This is a genomic window from Microbacterium sp. GW823-FHT02G05 (assembly GCF_058797175.1).
The window spans coordinates 77,455-97,374 of sequence record NZ_JBXAJK010000002.1 but is presented as its reverse complement, the minus strand read 5'-3'; the positions used below and the strand labels follow the sequence as shown (position 1 = coordinate 97,374).

The window sequence follows — 19,920 nt, the reverse complement described above, 5'->3', positions numbered from 1 at the left end:
GGCGCGACCCGATCTTACCGGGCGCAACCCGAGCGGCGCTGGGGGCATGTCACGCTCACGGGCCGCAAAATCGCTACTATCCGAGGCACTGGGGGCCGAGAAGTGACTTCAATTCGCCGAAGAGATCCGCTGTGACCGTGACGGGCATCGGCACCTCGAAGACCTTGGCGGTGCCCCCACGGTGCATCTTGAGCGTGACCTCGGTCTCACCGTGGTGGCGGCGCAGCACATCCGCGAGGTCACCGACAAGCCGTTCCGTTGCCCGCTGCTCAGCAACCAGCAGAGCCAGGGGCCCGGCGGCGTCGAAGGAACCGACATCGGGGGTGAACGCAGACTGCGCGTGAATGTTCATGCCGTCATCACGACGCGAGATACGACCACGCACCGCGAGGATCGCATCGGCCTGCAGCGTGCTCTGGAACTCGAGGTACGTCTTTCCCATGAACATGACGGTGATCTCACCGTTGAAGTCCTCGACGGTGATCATGCCGTAAGGGTTGCCGCTGGCCTTCGCGACTCGGTGCTGCACGCTCGTGACGAGCCCGGCGATCGTCACCTGGTCGCCGTCCTGCAGGTCTTCTGATTCGAGCAGGTTGTTGATCGAGATCGAAGCGTGCTTCGCGAGCGGCACTTCCAGCCCGGCAAGCGGATGATCGGAGACGTAGAGCCCGAGCATCTCCCGTTCGAACGCCAGCTTGTCTTTCTTCGTCCACTCAGGGCGCTCCGGAACCTTTGCGGGCGCCACCTCTTCGGTGTCGTCGTAGAGCGCATCGAAGTCGAAGCCGATCGCTCCCTGGGCTTCGTTGCGCTTGCGGTCGACGGCCGCTTCGGTTGCGGATTCGTGGATCTCCAGCAGCGCGCGGCGGGTGTCGCCCATGGAGTCAAATGCTCCGGCCTTGATGAGCGACTCGAGCGTGCGCTTGTTCGCCACGTGCAACGGCACGCGATTCAGGAAGTCGTGGAAGGACGTGAACGGCCCCTCGCTGCGCGACGCGATGATGCCGTCGACGACGTTTCCGCCGACGTTGCGGATGGCACCGAGGCCGAAGCGGATGTCTTCGCCGACTGCGGCGAAGAAGTTGATCGACTGCGAGACATCCGGTGGCAACACCTTGATGCCCATGCGCCGGCACTCGTTGAGGTACAGCGCCATCTTGTCTTTCGAATCGCCGACACTCGTGAGCAGGGCAGCCATGTACTCGGCCGGGTAGTGCGCCTTGAGGTAGGCCGTCCAGTAGGAGACGAGCCCGTACGCCGCGGAGTGCGCTTTGTTGAAGGCGTAGTCGGAGAAGGGCAGCAGAATCTCCCAGAGCGCATTGACTGCGCCATCCGAGTATCCATTCGCGTGCATGCCCGCCTGGAAGCCCTCGAACTGCTTGTCGAGCTCAGACTTCTTCTTCTTGCCCATGGCGCGGCGCAGAATGTCGGCCTGACCGAGTGAGAAGCCTGCGACCTTCTGCGCGATCGCCATGACCTGCTCTTGATAGATGATCAGACCGTACGACTCGTTGAGAATGTCGGCCAGCGACTCTCGGAACTCCTCGTGGATCGGCGTGATCGCCTGCTGCCCGTTCTTGCGAAGGGCGTAGTTGGTGTGGGAGTTCGCTCCCATGGGCCCGGGACGGTAGAGCGCAATGAGAGCCGAGATGTCTTCGAAGTTGTCGGGCTTCATCAGGCGCATGAGCGCGCGCATCGGTCCGCCGTCGAGCTGGAAGACACCGAGCGAGTCACCGCGTGCAAGCAGGTCGTACGCGCCGCGATCATCGAGCGCGAGGTGCTCGAGGTCGACCTCTTCTGCGCGGTTCATGCGGATGTTGTCGAGCGCGTCGGAGATGATCGTGAGGTTTCGCAGCCCCAGGAAGTCCATCTTGATGAGCCCGAGCGACTCGCACGACGGGTAGTCGAACTGCGTGACGATCTGCCCATCCTGCTCGCGGCGCATGATCGGGATGATGTCGAGGAGCGGTTCGGACGACATGATGACGCCGGCCGCGTGCACACCCCACTGGCGCTTCAGCCCCTCGAGGCCCAGAGCGCGATCGAAGACCGTCTTCGCTTCCGGGTCGGACTCGATGAGCGCACGGAACTCGCTCGCCTCTTTGAAACGCGGGTGCTCCTTGTTGAACATGCCGTCGAGCGGCATGTCCTTGCCCATGACGGGCGGGGGCATCGCCTTCGTGAGCCGCTCCCCCATGCTGAACGGGAACCCGAGCACGCGTCCGGCGTCTTTCAGCGCCTGCTTCGACTTGATGGTGCCGTAGGTGACGATCTGAGCGACGCGCTCGGAGCCGTACTTCTCGGTCACGTACTCGATGACCTCGCCGCGGCGACGATCGTCGAAGTCGACGTCGAAGTCGGGCATGGAGACGCGGTCGGGGTTGAGGAAGCGCTCGAAGATGAGGCCGTGCTCAAGGGGGTCGAGATCGGTGATCTTCATGGCGTACGCGACCATGGATCCTGCACCCGAGCCACGCCCGGGACCGACGCGGATGCCGTTGTTCTTCGCCCAGTTGATGAAGTCGGCGACGACGAGGAAGTAGCCGGGGAAGCCCATCTGCAGGATGATGCCGGTCTCATACTCGGCCTGCTTGCGCACCTTGTCGGGGATGCCGCCGGGATAGCGATAGTGCAGCCCCGCTTCGACCTCTTTGATGAGCCAGCTGTCTTCGGTCTCGCCGTCCGGCACCGGGAAGCGCGGCATGTAGTTCGCCGAGGTGTTGAACTCGACCTCGCAGCGCTCGGCGATCAGCAGCGTGTTGTCGCATGCCTCAGGGTGATCGCGGAACATCTGCCGCATCTCGGCCGCGGTCTTGACGTAGTAGCCATCACCGTCGAACTGGAAGCGGTTCGGGTCATCGAGGGTCGAGCCGGATTGGACGCAGAGCAACGCCGCGTGTGCGTCGGCCTCGTGCTGATGGGTGTAGTGCGAGTCGTTGGTCGCGACGAGCGGAATGCCCAGGTCTTTCGACAGGCGGAGCAGGTCGGACATGACACGACGTTCGATCGAGAGTCCGTGGTCCATGATCTCGGCGAAGTAGTTCTCTTTGCCGAAGATGTCCTGGAACTCGGCCGCCGCATTGCGGGCGGCGTCGTACTGCCCCAGCCGCAAGCGGGTCTGGATCTCACCGGAAGGGCAGCCCGTCGTGGCGATGATGCCCTTGCTGTACGTCTGCAGCAGTTCGCGGTCCATACGCGGCTTGAAGTAGTAGCCCTCCATGCTGGAGCGTGAGCTCAGACGGAAGAGGTTGTGCATGCCCTCTGTCGTCTCACTCCACATCGTCGTGTGGGTGTACGCGCCCGAACCGGAGACGTCATCACTCTTCTGATCAGGAGAGCCCCACTGCACGCGCGTCTTGTCGCTGCGGTGCGTACCGGGGGTCACATACGCCTCGAGTCCGATGATCGGCTTGACGCCTGCGGCCTTCGCCGCGTTGTAGAACTCGAAGGCTGCGAAGGTGTTGCCGTGGTCGGTCACGGCGATCGCCGGCATGCCGTATTCGGCTGCCGCCTGGGTCATAGCCGTGAGCTTCGCGGCACCGTCGAGCATCGAGTATTCGCTGTGAACGTGCAGGTGTACGAAGGAGTCGGATGCCACGTACCGAGTCTACGTCGGGGCACCGACACCGGGACTCTGATAGAGAGCCAGTTGGCGTCCCGCGTCCTATTGAACGGGCACCCCATCGACGACGCTCACTCTGTACGTCGTACTCGTGTCCGGGACCGTGTCTGGCACGATCCCCGAACCGTTGTGCACTCGGGAGGAGAGCGCAGAAACGAACCCGGTCGCCGCATCGAAAGTGATCGTGTCGCGCCGGATTCCGAAGTCACCTGGCATCCCGAAGTCCCCGGTCTCAAACGCGACGGTGTACTCCGTACCGGTCTGATCCACGACCGTCGCGTCTGGCAACTTGCTGAGCGCGAGAAACATTCCAGCCCGAATCTCCGATGGCCCTGCGTTGGCAGCCAGCAGGTGAATCAGACGCCACCCGACGATGACGTCGCGACGTGCGGCAGAGTTCCCCTCGCCGCCCTGTCCGCGGTGCCAGGCGAGTATGTCGTCGGGATCCGCGGATACCTCCGTCAGCATTGTTCCCTTCAACGTGCCGTCCCCCTCCGGGAGCACCCCGCCTCCTTCCTTCCACGCGCCGTACTCACCCACGGAGGCGAGCCTCTCGGCGACGAGCCCGTCTTGGCCGCTGTCTTCTCCGAACGCCGCGATAACGGTCATCGGCCCCGACGTCACATACCAGTCGTCACGGACGTCTGCCGGAATGTACGTCGTTCCTTCCTGGGCGATCTGCCATGCGCGTGTTGCGGTTGTGTGGTCGACTCCCCACCCGGGGTCCCCGACGAGGACTCCGTCGCCGAGCCACAGCAGTTCGCTGTGCCAGTCCACACGGAGATACTGTCCCTCCGTCAGCACGGAGGCATGGGCACCGATCTGCGCAGCGGCTGATGCCAACGCGCCCTGCGCGGTCAGGGGTGGCGAGCTCGGCGGAATCGTCGGCGTCGGTGTCGGCGTCGGCATCTGCGTATGGAACGGGGAAGGAGAGATCACCGCTTCCGAACGCGAGGGAACGTGCTGGTTCTGCGCGAGAACCAGCACGCCCGCGGTCATGGCGGCGACCCCGGCAAGTGCGCTCCCTGCAATCCACAGTGGTCGTGGAATCGACCGCGTTCGCCCCGGCGCAGACTTCCCTTCGATCTCGGCGACGAGCTTTCCTCGGGCCTTCGCGATGTTGCCTTCGGGAGCCTCCGCGCCCCGGCCGAACTCACGCGTGCGCTGCCACAGCTCCATTTTCGTCTCCCTCCTGATTCTTGATCGGCCGACCCTTGCGCGTTGGATCCAGCCTTCGGCGCACACGATTCAGACGTGAGCGCACCGTTCCCACGGGAACTCCCAGCGCGTCGGCGATCTCTTCGTAGGTGAGGTCACCCCAGGCGTACAGCAGGAGCGTTTCCCTGTCTCTGGCGCTCAGTGCTGCGATCCGCCGAGCTAGAGCGGGCATCATGGCCTGCGCATCCAGGCGATCATGAAGCTCGTCGAGGCCGTCCTCCGCCGCGTGGTCCCCCCGCGTGGCAGACGCTTCAAATGCCCTCCATTGCCGTGCTTCTGCCACTCGGTGCCGTCGGGCCACGATCGAGGTGATCCCCAGCAGCCATGGCAATGCCGATTCGCGGTGCAGGTCGAATGATGCACGCCGCTGAAAAGCGACGAGGAAGGACTCACTGAGGATGTCCTCCCCCGCCGCGCTTCCCACCCTCCGATAGGCGAACGCCCCCACCGTCCGCGCATGCCGATCGAAGAGGGCGGAGAAGGCCTCCGGCTCTCCGATCGACCGTCGGATGATCTCGCTGTCTGTGCTCACACTGTGTATTCGCCGATCCGGTTCAGAGAGTTCACGCTTTCTTCTTGTCAGCCTCCGTGCCCATCGAGCGCGTACAGCTCTTGCCACCGGCGCGGGCGTGCGATCTGCAGGGCGTACATGTAGCGCAGCAGCTGTCCTTGGTGCATCGTCTCGTGCTCCAGGAGCGCCAGCGCGTAGCGCAGGGAGTCCTCATCGGAGATCTCGACGTCGCGCACCCAGGAGTCCACTTCGGCTGCGCTGCGGGTCAGAGAGCGACGGACGGCGACAGCATCCGCAAGCTGCTCGTGCTTCAGGGAACAGTCGAATCCCTGCCAGGCGCCTGCACGAGCAGCATTCGGAAAGCTCTCGCGTGCGCCGATCACGCACCACAGCTGCTGGCCGATGGTGTTCGAGGGAAGATCTCCGAGACGTGACGCCAGAAGCTCCGGCGTCAACGCATCGACGAGGTCGTTGTAGAGGCACTGTGCCTGATCCAGGCGCGAGCGCAGAAGGGTGATCATGTGCACAGCGTAGGGCGAACGCCCGACGTCGAGGCCGTGTGTTCACTCGCCGCGCAGGATCTCCAGCGCGTGCGCGAAATCGTCCGGGTACGGCGACTCGAACTGCACCCACTCGCCCGTCGTCGGGTGTGAGAAGGCCAACTGGTGCGCATGCAGCCATTGACGCGTGAGTCCGAGACGGGCGGACATCGTCGGGTCGGCTCCGTAGAGCGGATCGCCGACGCAGGGGTGACGGTGTGCGGCCATATGCACCCGAATCTGGTGTGTGCGCCCGGTCTCAAGATGGATCTCGAGCAATGACGCACCAGGGAATGCCTCAAGCGTCTCGTAGTGGGTGATCGAGTGCTTGCCCTCGGGGACGACCGCGAACTTCCAGGAGTGATTCGGGTGGCGTCCGATGGGTGCATCGATCGTGCCGACGAGAGGATCCGGATGCCCCTGAACGACGGCGTGGTAGATCTTCTCCACCGTTCGCTCCTTGAACGCACGCTTGAGGACCGTGTACGCATGTTCGGTCTTCGCGACGACCATCAGGCCGCTCGTACCGACATCCAGTCGGTGCACGATTCCCTGCCGCTCGGCCGCGCCGCTCGTGGAGACCCGGAAACCGGCGGCGACGAGCGCGCCGACGACGGTCGGGCCCTCCCATCCGACGGAGGGATGCGCGGCCACACCGGTGGGCTTGTCGACCACGATGATGTCGTCATCGTCGTAGACGATCCCGAGCTCGGGCACCTCGATCGGCACGACGACCGGACCCAGTTTCGGAGCCCACTCCACCTCAAGCCAGCCTCCGCCACGAAGACGATCAGACTTGTCGAGGACCACGCCGTCGAGCTTCACGCCGCCAGCGGCGGCCACCTCGGCGGCGAAGGTGCGCGAGAACCCGAGCATCTTGGCCAGCGCAGCATCGACCCGCGCGCCATCGAGTCCGTCCGGGACGGGGAGGGTCCGGTACTCCACGATCAGGATCCGGAGGTATCGCGAGGAGCGTCGGATGCCTGAGCATCCGACGGCGCGTCGGTGACTGCCGTTCTCTCCGCGTTCTTGCGCGACTCGCTCGTCTCACGCGATCCGTCGAGGTTCAGACCCACCACGATCAGGAGCGCAACCGCGATCATCCCGCAGACGATGAAGATGTCGGCGACGTTGAAGATCGCCGGCATCATCCACGGAAGGGACAGCATGTCGACCACGTGGCCGACAGGGAATCCCGGCTCGCGAAAGATTCGATCCGTGAGATTGCCCAGCACGCCGCCGAGTAGCGCACCGAGAACGATCGCCCACAGACGCGAGCGCACGGCGAAGCTCTTCCAGACGATGGCTGCCGCCACCACGGCCAGCGCGATCGTGAAGATCCAGGTGACGCCAGATCCCAGCGAGAACGCGGCCCCGGGGTTGCGGACGTAGTAGAGCTGGAAGAAGTCACCGAGCACCGGGACAACCTGCTGAAGCGGCAGGTGCTCGATGGTGAGGTACTTCACAAACTGGTCGGCGGCCAGAACCACCGTCGCGAGAATCGCGACGATGAGTCCGGCCGCCGACCGAGAAAGGGGGCGACTGCTCGTCAAAGGATCGCCTTACAGGCCGATCGCAGAGACGGGAGCCTCAGACGCTGCCGAACCCGACTGCGCGTCAAGGTCACGGAGCTGGCCCTCGATGTAGCCGCGCAGCTGCGCACGGTAGCCGCGCTCGAACTCACGCAGCTCGGAGATGCGGCCTTCGAGCGTGTTGCGCTCGCGCTCGAGACGAGCCGTCTCTTCGCGCTGCTTCGCCTCGGCATCCGCGATGATCTTCGCGGCCTGCGACTTGGCTTCGGAGATCAGCTGGTCGCGCTGAGCCTCGCCCTCAGCGACGTGCTCATCGTGCAGGCGCTGCGCCAGCTCGATGATGCCGGCGGTCGCGTTGGCCGGTGCCTCGGCTGCAGGAGCCGCAACCGGAGCAGGTGCCGCGACGGGCTCAGCGACGGCGGGCGCCGGAGCGGCGGCCGGTACGGACGATCCCGCTGCCTCGAGGGCGGCGATCTTCGCCTTCAGCTCAACGTTCTCTTCGAGAGCCTTGCGCCACTCGACGACGATCTCGTCGAGGAAGTCATCAACCTCGTCGGGGTCGAAGCCGTCCTTGAAGCGGACGTGCTGAAACTGCTTGGTGACGACGTCATCCGGGGTCAGTGCCATTGGTGGCTCCTCTTTCGATGAGTTCTCGGTCGGTGGCCAGGATAAGGAAAATGGCGCGTACCCGGGGCGCGCACCTCGTGAGCAAGCATAGCCCTCAGTGCCGCCGGATGCGACGCCTGGAAAGATCAGACTGTCACGAAACGCTGATCATTCCATGTTTACGCGAAAGCGCGCGTGATCGACATCAGAATGAGGACGAGCATCATCGTGAGAGTGAATCCGAAGTCCAGAGCCATCCCGCCGATCCTCAGCGGAGGAATGAGGCGACGGAACAGCTTGATGGGCGGATCGGTGATCGTGTAGACAACCTCGGCGGCGATGAGGCCGACGCCTCGAGGACGCCACTGTCGATTGAACAGCGGGATGTACTCGAGGACGAGCCGGGCAAGCAGAACGAGGAAGTAGATCAGCAGCGCGAAATTGAGGAGCGCCGCGATCAGCGAGACGAACTCCACGGTCAGGACTGAGCGAATGCAGCATCCGGGTCGGCGCTGGTGATGCCCGCCTGACCGGAGACTGCGATGCTCTCAGGAGAGAGCAGGAAGACCTTGCTGGTGACGCGCTCGATGCGACCGTACAGCCCCATGGACAGTCCGCTCGCGAAGTCGATCAGTCGGCGCGCGTCGGCATCACTCATCTGCGAGAGGTTGATGATGACCGGAACGCCGTCCCGGAAGCTCTCGGCGATCACCTGCGCGTCGCGGTACTGCTTCGGGTGCACGGTGAGGATCTCGTTGACCACACCGGCGGCAGGCTGCTGTACGACCGTGGGGCGCCGCAGGGGCGTCACGGGAGCAGCAGGCTTCGCCTCCTCGCGGGGCGCGGTCGAACGAGCGGGCGTCTGCGCCGCCGGTTCTTCGACGAAGGTCTCTTCCTCGTCGGCGAGACCCAGGTAGACCATGGTCTTCTTCAGCGGGTTGCCCATAATTTCCTCCGGGAGATCTGGTGGTGTTCTGAGGTTAACCCTGCGCAGGCCGCGGCCCGGTGATTGCCGAGCCGATCCGCAGGTGTGTCGCGCCGGCGTTGATCGCCTCGGCGAAGTCGCCGGTCATCCCGGCAGAGATCCAACTCGCCTCGGGGGCGAGCCCCTGCAGCCGCTCGGCGTATCCACGCAGACGCGAGAACGCGCGTGCAGGTTCTTCGTCCAGTGGCGCGACCGCCATGATCCCCTTGACGGCAAGGGTCGGCAGGGCAAGGAGGTATTCGGCGAACGTCTCCAGCTCGGCGGAGACGATTCCTCCGCGCCCCGGGTCGTCTGTCAGGTTCACCTGAATGAGGACGTCGAGGATCGAGTCGTCGAATGCCGCGCGATCCAGGGAGTCGGCGAGCTTCTTCCGATCCACAGAGTGGATTACTCGCGCCGCGCGGCGCACTGCGCCCGCCTTGTTGGTCTGCGCCTGCCCGATGAAGTGCCACTGCAGGTCCGTGAGGTCCGCGAGTTCCGCCGACTTCGCCGAGAGCTCCTGCTGCCGGTTCTCCCCCACCTCACGCACGCCGAGTGCGTGAAGTTCACGCACGAGAGATGCGGGATGGAACTTCGTCACGACGATGCGCGTGATCTCAGACGGGTCACGCTCGGCATCGCGAGCGGCGTCGGCGATCGACCGGTCGATCGCCGACAGCCGTTCAGCGAGGGTCATCGGCACAGCATCCACTCAGGGATTCCGATCAGCGCAGGAACTCGGGGATGTCGATGTCATCCTCCGCATACGCGGGCTCGAGGCTCGTCGGCGCGACCACAGGAGCGATCGGAGCGGGCTTCGCCGCGGAAGACTCGTCCGCGCTCTCCTGCTCCGCGTCGTCGTCGCTGGTGCGCACCTCCACGGGAGCGGGAGTCGCGGCGGGACGCGACACGACCATCGGATCCAGGCGCAGCGAAGGCTCGCCGCCGTCGAATCCGGCCGCGATCACCGTGACGCGCACCTCGTCTCCGAGCGAGTCGTCGATGACGGTACCGAAGATGATGTTCGCTTCCGGGTGCGCCGCTTCCTTGACGAGATCTGCGGCATCGTGGATCTCGAAGATGCCGAGGTTCGATCCGCCCTGAATCGAGAGCAGCACGCCGTGCGCACCTTCGATGCTCGCCTCGAGCAGCGGAGACTCGACCGCGAGCTCCGCGGCTTTGATGGCCCGGTCGGCGCCACGCGCAGAGCCGATTCCCATGAGGGCAGATCCCGCCCCCTGCATGACCGACTTGACGTCAGCGAAGTCGAGGTTGATGAGTCCGGGGGTGGTGATGAGGTCGGTGATGCCTTGCACACCGGCGAGAAGCACCTGGTCAGCGGTCGCGAAAGCCTCGATCATCGAGATGCCACGGTCGCTGATCTCCAGCAGACGGTCGTTCGGCACCACAATGAGGGTGTCGACCTCTTCCTTGAGCTTGGCGACACCGGCCTCCGCCTGGCTCTGACGGCGACGCCCTTCGAACGAGAAGGGCTTGGTGACCACACCGATGGTCAGCGCGCCGATGGACTTGGCGATGCGAGCGACGACGGGAGCGCCACCGGTGCCGGTGCCGCCACCTTCACCGGCAGTGACGAAGACCATGTCGGCACCGGTCAGCGCCTGCTCGATCTCTTCTGCGTGATCCTCTGCCGCACGACGTCCGACCTCGGGGTCAGCGCCGGCGCCGAGTCCGCGGGTGAGCTCGCGACCGACGTCGAGCTTGACGTCGGCGTCGCTCATGAGCAGCGCCTGCGCGTCTGTGTTGACCGCGATGAATTCGACCCCACGGAGGCCGAGCTCGATCATGCGGTTGACGGCGTTGACGCCGCCACCGCCGACGCCGACGACCTTGATCACGGCGAGGTAGTTCTGGTTGTGGCTCATGCCGACCTCCGATTAGTCGAGCGAAAAATCCGGAACCTTAAACCTCAGGTAGAGGTATAAAGTATTTCCCGGTATTGCGTTCTCTGAATTGAAGGTAGATCGGCGCATCGGCGTGCCGCCGCAATGACACGCGCGTGTCGCCCATTCCCCCGGCAAAGTCCGGGGGCCGTGGCGTCGGAGCCACGCGCGCAGGTTCAGCCGACGACGACAGCCTCGGGTGACGACACGTCGTAGAGCGCAAAGCCGGGCGATGTCGCCATCGTGAGCTCCAGCACATGCGCCTTGAGCGCGGAGTCCTCTCCGCTGCCCCACGCGATCTCTGCCCCGGAGAACAACCTCAGCCGAACATCGTTCGGTGTCGACGCGGTCACGGCCTCGACCTGGGCACGCAGAGCGGCAGGGAGTGTCCGCATGACCTTGCCGGCCGCGGCGAAAGCGGGCGACTCGACCCCACCCTCGATCTCGAGCATCGCGAACCCCTCGGGGCGCTCGGCGCTCGTGAGCAGCGCGACGCCGGCCGCATCCACGACGGTGTATCCCGCACCGTTGTCGAGCATGCCCACCGGCGTGCGCTCGACGACGCGGACGGTCAGATCGTTCGGCGGATGTGCTTCCAGCGTGTACGTCTCGATCATCGGGAAGGCACTGAGGTCCTCCTTCACCGCCTCACTGCTCACGAGCGCGAGGGGCGTCCCCAGCTGATCGGCGAGAGCGAGCTCGACCACACTGGCATCGAGCGATTGAACGCCGGCGACCGTGATCTTCTGCACCGCGAAAAGCGGGCTGTAGGCGGCACCGACGCTTCCCACGATCACGAGAAGGATCGCTGCGGCGATCGCGATTCCGGTCAATCGTCGCCGACGCGAGCGCTGCGTGAAGCGGCGAATCTCGGCACGGAGCGTCTTTCGGCGCGCCCGCGTCGCCTTCCACAGATCGCGCGGGCTGAGGGGCTCTCTGCGCGCAGGTGCCTCCGAGGATTCGTGCACGGGCCGCGCAGGCGCAGCATCCGCCATAGGCTCCACCGAGGCGTCAGCACGGCCCCAGGTTCCGAGATATGGCGCGATCGGGACCGTCTCGGAATCATCGGATACGGCCTGCTCCGTCGTCGATGGCTCGGGGGTCCCCGGAATCAGGCGCTCTCGCAGCGAGCGACGCTGCGAGAACTCATCCGCGACGGAGGGTTCTTGCTCCTCCGCGGGTGTCGTCGACCGCGGAATCGGCGATGGCCGACGCACGGCTTACGCTCCGGGCGGGCGCCGAAGCGCGTCGAGCACCTGGGGAATGATCTGGTAGACATTGCCGCAGCCGAGCGTGATGACGTAGTCGCCGTCGCGCGCGATCACCGAGGTGTAGTCGGCGGCCTGCTGCCAATCGGCCACGTAGTGCACGCGGTCCTGGTCGGAGAACGCGTTGCTGACGAGCTCTCCCGTGACACCGGGCACCGGATCTTCGCGGGCACCGTACACGTCGAGCATGACCGTGTGATCTGCGAGTTCTTCCAGGACGTCCGCGAACTCCTGGAACATCAACTGCGTACGCGAGTACGTGTGCGGCTGCTGGATCGCGATGATCCGGCCCTCGCCGACGACCGTGCGCGCGGCTTCGAGCGCAGCACGCACCTCGCTCGGGTGGTGCGCATAGTCGTCGAAGACGCTCACACCGCGCTCGACGCCGTGCAGTTCGAAGCGGCGAACCGTGCCCGCGAACCCCTCCACCGCGCGGCCCGCGTCAGCCAGGCTGTATCCGAGCGTCCGCAGCACGGCGATCGCGCCGGCGGCGTTGACCATGTTGTGGGCACCCGGAATGCGCAGCTGCACGCGGATGCTGTCATCGCCGTGCGAGATCGTCGCAGACACCGGGCCATCGGTATCGATGTCGGTGATGCGCACGTCGGCGTTCTCGGCCTGCCCGAAAGAGACGACGCGCGGATGCGACATGGCCGCGCGCACACGCAGGGCGCCCGGGTCATCGCTGGAGATGACGACAGCCTCCGTCGCCGCATCCGCGAAACGGGCGAAGGCCTCATGGAAGGCCTCGTCGGATCCGTAGTGATCCAGGTGATCGGGGTCAACATTCGTGATCAGCGCAATAGCCGTGTTGTACAGCAGGAACGTGCCATCAGACTCATCCGCCTCGATGACGAAGAGCTCGTCGCTGCCGGTGCCACTGGAGGTGCCCAGCTGCTCGATCACTCCGCCGTTGACGAAGTAAGGATCGGCGTCGAGAGCGCGCAGCGATGTCACGATCATCCCGGTCGAGGTGGTCTTGCCATGAGCGCCCGCGACCGACACCAGCCGGCGGGTGCCGATCAGCCAGTGCAGCGCCTGCGAACGGTGGATCACGTGCAGCCCGCGCTCTTTCGCGAGGAGGAACTCGGGGTTCTCTGGCCAGATGGCCCCCGTGTGGATCACCGTGTCGACGTCGCCGAGATTCGCCGCATCGTGACCCACGTAGACCGTCGCGCCGGCCTCAGCCAGGGCGCGCAGGTTGTCGCTGTCGGCCCGATCACTGCCGGATACGCGGATGCCGGCGTCGAGGAACATGCGCGCGAGTCCGCTCATGCCCGAACCGCCGATGCCGATGAAATGCGCAGCGGTGATGGACTCGGGAATCGGAAGGGAGAGATCGGGCCTAATCATGTCGGCTCCATCCTAGTTCGACGTCCGGACACTGGCACGGGGCACGCCGCCGCTCCGGGTCTGCAACATTCTCACGCCTGAGGCGCGAATGCCCGATCGATCAGCGCGATCAGATTCTCCGTGCCCGTGCGTGTGCCGACGCGTGCGGCGGCCTGCACCATCTGCGCACGGCGCTCCGCATCATGCAGGAGCGGGACGATCTCGTCGCGGACACGATCGGGCGTCAGCGTCGCATCCTCGATCAGCACTGCAGCGCCCGCCTCGATCGCCGAGGCCGCGTTGAGCCGCTGCTCGCCGTTGCCCACTGCGTAGGGTACGTAGACCGCGGGGATCCCCAGGGCGCTGATCTCGCTGACGGTCGCGGAGCCTGCCCTCGAGACGATGAGGTCGGCGATCGCAAAGGCGAGATCCATTCGGTCGACGTAGCGGCGCAGCGTGTATCCGTCGACCGCAGGATCGGGAAGGTCGGAGCGCTCTCCCGTCACGTGCAGCAGCTGCCATCCGGCATCGAGCACGTCGCGCCAGGAACCGGCGAACGCGTTGTTCAGCTGCTGCGCACCCAAGGAGCCCCCGAAGACCAGCAGCACCGGTCGCGAGGGGTCGAGATCGAACTCCGCAGCCGCCTCGAGGCGGATCGCCTCGCGGTCGAGATCGACGATCTCACGGCGCAACGGCATTCCGACGACGGTGCTGCCACGCAGCGGTGTTCCCTCGAACGCCACACCCACGGCCGCAGCACTCCGCGCCCCGAGCACATTCGCCAGCCCGGGGCGCGCGTTTGCCTCATGGACGACGAAAGGAACACCCTCGCGGCGGGCGGCGATGTAGGCGGGCGCCGCGGCATAGCCGCCGAACCCCACGACGACATCCACGTCGTGTGCACGGATGTGAGCCCGCACCTGCGCGATCGCGCGGCGGAACCGAACGGGAAATCTCAGCGCCGCCCCATTCGGACGCCGCGGAAAAGGCACCTTGTCCACGATGAGCAGCTCGTAGCCGCGCTGTGGAACCAACCGCGCTTCCAGCCCCTCGCGAGTGCCGAGAACGAAGACGGAAGCGCCGGGGTCGCGCAGACGCAGAGCATCGGCGACGGCGAGCAGAGGATTGACGTGGCCGGCGGTCCCGCCGCCGGCCAAGAGGTACGTGGTCACCTGGCGACCCTACCCCGTGGGGCTGAGGGTCGAGTCGGCGCAGCAGCCGGGGTGCGCGGAAGAGTGCGCGCGAACGAGAGCAGGACGCCGGTGGCCAGGAGGACGGAGAACAAGGAGGTACCGCCCTGCGACATGAACGGCAGCGGAACACCGAGCACCGGGAAGATGCGCAGAACGACGCCGATGTTGATCAGGGCCTGTCCCAGCACCCAGACCGTGATCGCCCCGGAGACGATGCGGACGAAAGGATCATTCGTCTTGCGGATGATGTGGAAAGCGCCGACCGCGAACACCGCGTACAGCGTGAGCACGAGGATGCCGCCGATGAGACCCAGCTCTTCGCCGACGATCGCGAAGATGTAGTCGTTGGACGCCGCCGGGAGCCAGCCGTACTTCTCCTGCGAGTTGCCGAGTCCCAGACCGAAGAAGCCGCCGCTGGCCATGCCCCAGACCGCGTGCAGCTGCTGGTAGCAGTCGTCGTAGTAACAGTCGATGGAGTCCGGATTCATCACACTCTGGATCTGCCCCATTCGGCGGGGGCTGATCAGAACAAGGACGAGAACGGCGATCGCCGCGAGAATCATCGGAAGCAGGAAGACCCGTAGCCGGACACCGGAGAAGAACAGGGCACCCAGAACTATGAGGAAGAGGATCATCGCGGTACCGAGATCCTCTCCTGCGAGCACGGTGCCCACGACGAGGCCGGACATCGGCACGAGAGGGATGAAGACGTGCTTCCACTGCGTCAGCAGAGTCTGCTTTCGAGAGAGCACGAGGCCGATCCACAGGGCCAGCGCGAGCTTGAGGAACTCCGACGGCTGCAGGTTCTGACCGGCGACGTGGATCCAGTTGCGGTTGCCGTCGTTCTCCACGCCGATACCCGGCACGAAGACGAGAAGTTGCAGCATGGTTGCCAGGATGAGCACCGGCCACGCGATGCGCTTCCAGAACAGCACCGGCAGGCGACTGAGCAGGAACATCAGCGGAACGCCGATGACGGCGAACACGGCCTGCCTCATCACGACACCGTAGGGCCCGTCGGCCCCACCTGTTGCACTCGTCGCGGACAGCACCATCACGAGTCCGAAGATCGTCAGCAGCAGCGTCGTCGAGGCGATCAGCACGAACTCCGTGGAGACGGGCGCGAAGACGCGCCCCAGGGTCACTCGTGCAGCAAGACCTCGCGACGGTTTGTCAGCGCCCGTTTCGGGGCGTGTCACCTGCGTCATGCGCGCTCCCCCGGCCGATCCAGTCCCGCACCGCTTCGGCGAAGCGGTGGCCACGGTCCTCGTAGCTGGTGAACTGGTCGAAGGATGCTGCGGCCGGTGCGAGCAACACGGTGTCGCCGTCCCGCGCAATCCCCGCCGCCAGTTCAACGACTCGGGTCATGACCTCTTCAGTTTCGCCGGGGACGACCTCGAAGACGGGCACCATCGGCGCGTGTCGCTCGAACGCCGCGACGACCTCGCTTCGCGCGACGCCGATCACGACGGCGGCGCGCAGGGCCGCCGCAGCATCCGCGATGAGTCCGCTGAGGTCTACGCCCTTGAGATCACCGCCGACAACCCACACGGCACCAGGGAAGGCCCGCAGCGACGAGCGCGCGGCGTGAGGGTTGGTCGCCTTCGAATCGTCCACCCAGGTCACGCCTGCCGAGCGGGCGACGACCTCAATGCGGTGCGGATCCAGACGAAAGCTCGCCAGCGCCTCGCGGATCGCTGATGGCTCCACCCCCAGCGAGCGGGCAAGAGCCGCAGCCGCCAGAGTGTTCTGCACCATGTGCGGAGCCGCGAGGCCATGTTCTGCGAGCTCGGCGACGGTCGTCAGCTCTTGCGCGGAGGTAGCCCGGTTCGCGGCGAAAGCGCGATCCACGACGATCCCCTCCACGACACCGAAATCACTCGGACCGGGAATTCCGAGGTCGAAGCCGATCGCTCGCGCACCCTCGATCACGTCCGCTTCTTCGACCATCTCACGCGTCGCGAGATCCGCCTTGTTGTAGACGCACGCGACCTTGGTATTGCGGTAGACCAGTGCTTTCGCCGCACGGTAGGCCTCTGCGCTGCCGTGCCACACCAGGTGATCGTCCGCAAGGTTCAGGCACACCGACGCATAGGGGATGATCTGCGCCGCGGGGGCGCTGTTGCCGAGGTACCAGAGCTGGTGGCTGGAGAGTTCGACCACGAGCACGTCGAACCCGGCCGGGTCACGCACGGCATCCAGCACGGGCACACCGATGTTGCCGCAGGGCGCGGCACGCAGACCGCCGGCGACAAGCATCGTGGCCGTCATCCGGGTGGTCGTCGTCTTGCCGTTGGTTCCCGTGATGAGTACCCACTCCGCAGGAGTGCCGTCCTCACGTACGACCTTGTCCCGCACACGCCAGGCGAGTTCGATGTCGCCCCAGAGTGCGATCGACTGCTGCTGCGTCCAGACGATCAGCGGATGCGTCGGCGCGAAGCCCGGCGAGGCGATCACGACATCCGGCGCGAACTCCACGAGCTCCGCAGGCACGGATTCCAGCGCGCCGAGATGCAGCCTGGCGCCGATCACCGGCACCAGCCGGGAGTACTCCTCACTGGCGCTCTCGGAGAACACGAGAACATCAGCGCCCAGTTCGGTGAGCGTGTCGGCGACCGAGAAGCCGGTCATCGACAGGCCTAGGACGGCAACCCGCAGCCCGGCCCAGTCCGCATGCCAGCTGGTCAGCTCGTCCAGATCGCGTGCGCTCATGCGCGACTCAGCCACTCGACGTAGAAGAGTCCGACGCCGGACGCGGCGAGGAGGCCCGCGATGATCCAGAGGCGCACGACGATCGTGACCTCCTGCCAGCCACGCATCTCCAGATGGTGGTGGAACGGGCTCATCAGGAACAGGCGCTTGCCGCGCGTCAGCTTGAAGTAGAGGCGCTGCAGGATGACCGAGCCGGAAGAGAGCACGAAGACACCCGCGACCAGCACGAGCAGGAGCTCGGTGCGCGTGAGGATCGCCATCGCGGCGATCACACCTCCGATGGACATCGAGCCCACGTCACCCATGAAGACCTGCGCCTTGGGCGCGTTCCACCAGAGGAAACCGATGAGCGCGCCCGCGAACGCCGCCGAGACGACGGCGAGGTCGAACGGGTTGGCCACGTCGTAGCATCCGTCCTGCACCGAGGGCTCCAGCCCTGAGGCGATGCATGACTGCTTGAACTGCCAGAACGCGATCAGGCTGTACGCGCTCACGGCGAACACGCCGGCGCCGGCTGCAAGGCCGTCCAGCCCGTCTGTCAGGTTGACGCTGTTTGACGTCGCGATGCCGATGACGGAGAGCCAGATCAAGTAGATGATCCAGCCGACGATCGGACCGAAGGCGAACAGCCACAGCACGGGGATGTCGCGGAAGAGGGAGACGAACTCGCTCGCAGGAAGCTGGCCCCACACGTTCGGAACCGTGAGGGCGACGATCCCGAACGGGATCATGACTAGGATCTGGCCGATCACCTTGCGCCAGCCGGAAAGCCCCAGGCTGCGCTGGCTGCGCACTTTCATGAAGTCATCGATGAAGCCCACGATCCCGAAGCCGACCATGAGCCAGAGCACGAGAAGGCCGGACACGGTCGGGTAGCTGCCGCCGGCATAGGTGCCCACGCCGTAGCCGACGATGGTGCCGACGATGAAGATCGTGCCGCCCATCGTCGGAGTGCCGCGCTTCTCGTAGTGGCTCGGGTTCTCGATCGCTTCGGGGGTGCGAATCACCTGCCCCCAGCCCCATTTCCGGAACAGCCGGAGGAAGACCGGGGTCAGAAACAGGGTGAAGGCGAACGATATCGCCGCCGCAGCTAGCAGTGACCTCACGAGAACGATTCTCCCAGACGATCGCCCAGATGCCGCAAACCGGCGGAGTTCGACGACTTCACCAACACACGGTCTCCTTCTCGCAGTTCCGTCTGCAGGTAGTCGAAGGCTTCATCGGAGGTCGGGAAGAAGACGGCCTCGCCATCCCAGGATCCCTCCCCGATCGCAGCGAGGAAGAGGCGTCGGGCATCGACGCCGACGACGACGATCCGCTGAATGTTCAGACGCACGGCGAGCAGACCGATGCGGTCGTGCTCTTCACCGGCGTTCTCGCCGAGCTCGCTCATCGCACCGAGCACAGCGACGGTCCGCTCTCCCGGCTCGACGATCTGGGCAAGAGTGCGCAGTGCCGCGGCCATCGAGTCCGGGCTGGCGTTGTAGGCATCGTTGATGATGCGCACGCGGTCACCACCCATCGGCTGCATGCGCCAGCGCTCGGCGATCTCGACTTTCTCCAGGCGCGAGATCGCGTCCTGGGTGGACACACCGAGCACCGAGACCGCGGTGATCGCCGCAAGCGCGTTATTGACGTGGTGCGCTCCCAGGACCTGGAGGCGCAGCGGAAGACGCTGCCCGTCCGCATCCACGATGAGACAAGACGTGCCCGTGGCACTGACGGCGATGTCTTCGGCGCGCACGTCGGCGGCTGCACCCTGTCCGAATCCGCGCACCTGAAGTCCGCGCTCTTCTGCGAGGGCGCGCATCGCGAACACGCGAGGATCATCCAGGTTGAGCACGACCGTTCCGCCATCGCGGGTGGCCGTGACGAGTTCCGCCTTCGCTCGGGCGGTCTCCTCGATCCCACCGAAGCCTCCCGCATGTGCGAGACCCACCATGAGCACGATCGACACGTCGGGGTGCACCAGTCCCGCCAGGCGCGCGATCTCTCCTGGCGCGCTGGCACCGAACTCGCACACCAGGTAACGGGTCTGCTCCGTGACGCGCAGCATCGTCAGCGGCGCACCCACCTCATTGTTGAACGAGGCGATGGGCGCCACCGTCTCGCCCTCCTCGCTCAGGATGCGGAGGAGGAAATTCTTCGTCGTCGTCTTGCCATTGGATCCCGTGACCCCGACGATCCGCAGGTTCCCGGTGGCGCGCACTCGCGCGACCACCGCCTCAGCGAGCACGGCGAGTGCCTCGACGACATCCGCGACGACGATCTGCGACACGGCTTCATCGACGACGTGCTCCACGAGTGCGAGGGCTGCGCCGTTCGCGACGGCCGCGCCGACGAAGCGGTGGCCGTCGGTCTCTTCGCCCGGCTTGGCGACGAAGATGCCACCCGGTGCGATGAGACGCGAATCGGTATCGACGGTGCCGTCGACGAGGGTTTCAGCGGTGTCGTCGCCGACGAGATGCAGGGCGCCTCCGAGGAGGCCTGCGATCTCCGCAAGGGACAGGGCGATCATGCGA

General features: G+C 65.6%; 18 protein-coding genes. All 18 read right to left on the bottom strand.

The genetic code is table 11. From position 1 onward, the window contains the following. Positions 1–76: 76 nt before the first annotated feature. On the bottom strand, positions 77–3,595 hold the full coding sequence (gene dnaE, locus AC1REM_RS10375) for a DNA polymerase III subunit alpha (protein WP_492514578.1): 3,519 nt from the start codon (positions 3,593–3,595) through the stop codon (positions 77–79). Positions 3,596–3,661: 66 nt separating this feature from the next. Next, on the bottom strand, positions 3,662–4,798 hold the full coding sequence (locus AC1REM_RS10370; RefSeq protein WP_492514577.1) for a hypothetical protein: 1,137 nt from the start codon (positions 4,796–4,798) through the stop codon (positions 3,662–3,664). Beyond that, a complete protein-coding gene (locus tag AC1REM_RS10365) occupies positions 4,773–5,369 on the bottom strand; it encodes an RNA polymerase sigma factor (protein WP_492514576.1) in 597 nt (198 codons plus the stop codon). The genes AC1REM_RS10370 and AC1REM_RS10365 overlap by 26 nt, the downstream gene beginning before the upstream one ends. Before the next feature lie 47 nt (positions 5,370–5,416). Further along, complete coding sequence (locus tag AC1REM_RS10360) at positions 5,417–5,869, bottom strand: hypothetical protein (RefSeq protein ID WP_492514575.1); 453 nt, start codon at positions 5,867–5,869, stop codon at positions 5,417–5,419. A gap of 42 nt (positions 5,870–5,911) precedes the next feature. Beyond that, entirely contained in the window at positions 5,912–6,832 is a 921-nt protein-coding gene (locus AC1REM_RS10355; RefSeq protein WP_492514574.1) for an RluA family pseudouridine synthase, read from the bottom strand. Between the two features lie 2 nt (positions 6,833–6,834). Further along, on the bottom strand, positions 6,835–7,440 hold the full coding sequence (gene lspA / locus AC1REM_RS10350) for a signal peptidase II (protein WP_492514573.1): 606 nt from the start codon (positions 7,438–7,440) through the stop codon (positions 6,835–6,837). A gap of 9 nt (positions 7,441–7,449) precedes the next feature. Continuing rightward, complete coding sequence (locus tag AC1REM_RS10345; protein WP_492514572.1) at positions 7,450–8,046, bottom strand: DivIVA domain-containing protein; 597 nt, start codon at positions 8,044–8,046, stop codon at positions 7,450–7,452. A 158-nt stretch (positions 8,047–8,204) separates the two neighbouring features. Further along, entirely contained in the window at positions 8,205–8,501 is a 297-nt protein-coding gene (locus tag AC1REM_RS10340) for a YggT family protein (protein WP_492514571.1), read from the bottom strand. A gap of 2 nt (positions 8,502–8,503) precedes the next feature. Continuing rightward, the gene (locus AC1REM_RS10335) at positions 8,504–8,971 is read right to left on the bottom strand and encodes a cell division protein SepF (protein WP_204939730.1); all 468 of its coding nucleotides are present in this window, start codon (positions 8,969–8,971) and stop codon (positions 8,504–8,506) included. A 34-nt stretch (positions 8,972–9,005) separates the two neighbouring features. Next, the gene (locus AC1REM_RS10330; RefSeq protein WP_492514570.1) at positions 9,006–9,686 is read right to left on the bottom strand and encodes a YggS family pyridoxal phosphate-dependent enzyme; all 681 of its coding nucleotides are present in this window, start codon (positions 9,684–9,686) and stop codon (positions 9,006–9,008) included. A 28-nt stretch (positions 9,687–9,714) separates the two neighbouring features. After that, entirely contained in the window at positions 9,715–10,875 is a 1,161-nt protein-coding gene (gene ftsZ / locus AC1REM_RS10325) for a cell division protein FtsZ (protein WP_492514569.1), read from the bottom strand. A 194-nt stretch (positions 10,876–11,069) separates the two neighbouring features. After that, positions 11,070–12,110 carry a cell division protein FtsQ/DivIB gene (locus AC1REM_RS10320; protein WP_492514568.1) on the bottom strand — a complete coding sequence of 347 codons (1,041 nt, stop codon included), beginning with the start codon at positions 12,108–12,110 and terminating at the stop codon, positions 11,070–11,072. Positions 12,111–12,113: 3 nt separating this feature from the next. Continuing rightward, on the bottom strand, positions 12,114–13,514 hold the full coding sequence (gene murC / locus AC1REM_RS10315) for a UDP-N-acetylmuramate--L-alanine ligase (RefSeq protein ID WP_492514567.1): 1,401 nt from the start codon (positions 13,512–13,514) through the stop codon (positions 12,114–12,116). Between the two features lie 71 nt (positions 13,515–13,585). Continuing rightward, positions 13,586–14,665 (bottom strand): UDP-N-acetylglucosamine--N-acetylmuramyl-(pentapeptide) pyrophosphoryl-undecaprenol N-acetylglucosamine transferase, encoded by a 1,080-nt coding sequence (locus AC1REM_RS10310; protein ID WP_492514566.1) that lies wholly within the window; start codon positions 14,663–14,665, stop codon positions 13,586–13,588. Then, positions 14,662–15,894: a putative lipid II flippase FtsW gene (gene ftsW, locus AC1REM_RS10305; RefSeq protein ID WP_492514565.1), complete on the bottom strand. Its 1,233-nt coding sequence runs from the start codon at positions 15,892–15,894 to the stop codon at positions 14,662–14,664. The genes AC1REM_RS10310 and ftsW overlap by 4 nt, the downstream gene beginning before the upstream one ends. Beyond that, entirely contained in the window at positions 15,860–17,398 is a 1,539-nt protein-coding gene (gene murD, locus AC1REM_RS10300; RefSeq protein ID WP_492514564.1) for a UDP-N-acetylmuramoyl-L-alanine--D-glutamate ligase, read from the bottom strand. The genes ftsW and murD overlap by 35 nt, the downstream gene beginning before the upstream one ends. Next, positions 17,395–18,504 (bottom strand): phospho-N-acetylmuramoyl-pentapeptide-transferase, encoded by a 1,110-nt coding sequence (gene mraY, locus AC1REM_RS10295; RefSeq protein ID WP_492514563.1) that lies wholly within the window; start codon positions 18,502–18,504, stop codon positions 17,395–17,397. The genes murD and mraY overlap by 4 nt, the downstream gene beginning before the upstream one ends. Next, positions 18,501–19,916: a UDP-N-acetylmuramoyl-tripeptide--D-alanyl-D-alanine ligase gene (locus tag AC1REM_RS10290; RefSeq protein ID WP_492514562.1), complete on the bottom strand. Its 1,416-nt coding sequence runs from the start codon at positions 19,914–19,916 to the stop codon at positions 18,501–18,503. Before AC1REM_RS10290 ends, mraY begins: the two co-directional genes overlap by 4 nt. Positions 19,917–19,920 lie beyond the last annotated feature (4 nt).

Excerpts from the sequence above, each read along its gene's own strand:
- AC1REM_RS10370 (WP_492514577.1), bottom strand. The coding sequence starts at position 4,798 with ATGGAGCTGTGGCAGCGCACGCGTGAGTTCGGCCGGGGCGCGGAGGCT.
- AC1REM_RS10360 (WP_492514575.1), bottom strand. The coding sequence starts at position 5,869 with ATGATCACCCTTCTGCGCTCGCGCCTGGATCAGGCACAGTGCCTCTAC.
- AC1REM_RS10345 (WP_492514572.1), bottom strand. The coding sequence starts at position 8,046 with ATGGCACTGACCCCGGATGACGTCGTCACCAAGCAGTTTCAGCACGTC.
- AC1REM_RS10335 (WP_204939730.1), bottom strand. The coding sequence starts at position 8,971 with ATGGGCAACCCGCTGAAGAAGACCATGGTCTACCTGGGTCTCGCCGAC.
- AC1REM_RS10330 (WP_492514570.1), bottom strand. The coding sequence starts at position 9,686 with ATGACCCTCGCTGAACGGCTGTCGGCGATCGACCGGTCGATCGCCGAC.
- ftsZ (WP_492514569.1), bottom strand. The coding sequence starts at position 10,875 with ATGAGCCACAACCAGAACTACCTCGCCGTGATCAAGGTCGTCGGCGTC.
- murC (WP_492514567.1), bottom strand. The coding sequence starts at position 13,514 with ATGATTAGGCCCGATCTCTCCCTTCCGATTCCCGAGTCCATCACCGCT.
- ftsW (WP_492514565.1), bottom strand. The coding sequence starts at position 15,894 with ATGACGCAGGTGACACGCCCCGAAACGGGCGCTGACAAACCGTCGCGA.
- murD (WP_492514564.1), bottom strand. The coding sequence starts at position 17,398 with ATGAGCGCACGCGATCTGGACGAGCTGACCAGCTGGCATGCGGACTGG.
- AC1REM_RS10290 (WP_492514562.1), bottom strand. The coding sequence starts at position 19,916 with ATGATCGCCCTGTCCCTTGCGGAGATCGCAGGCCTCCTCGGAGGCGCC.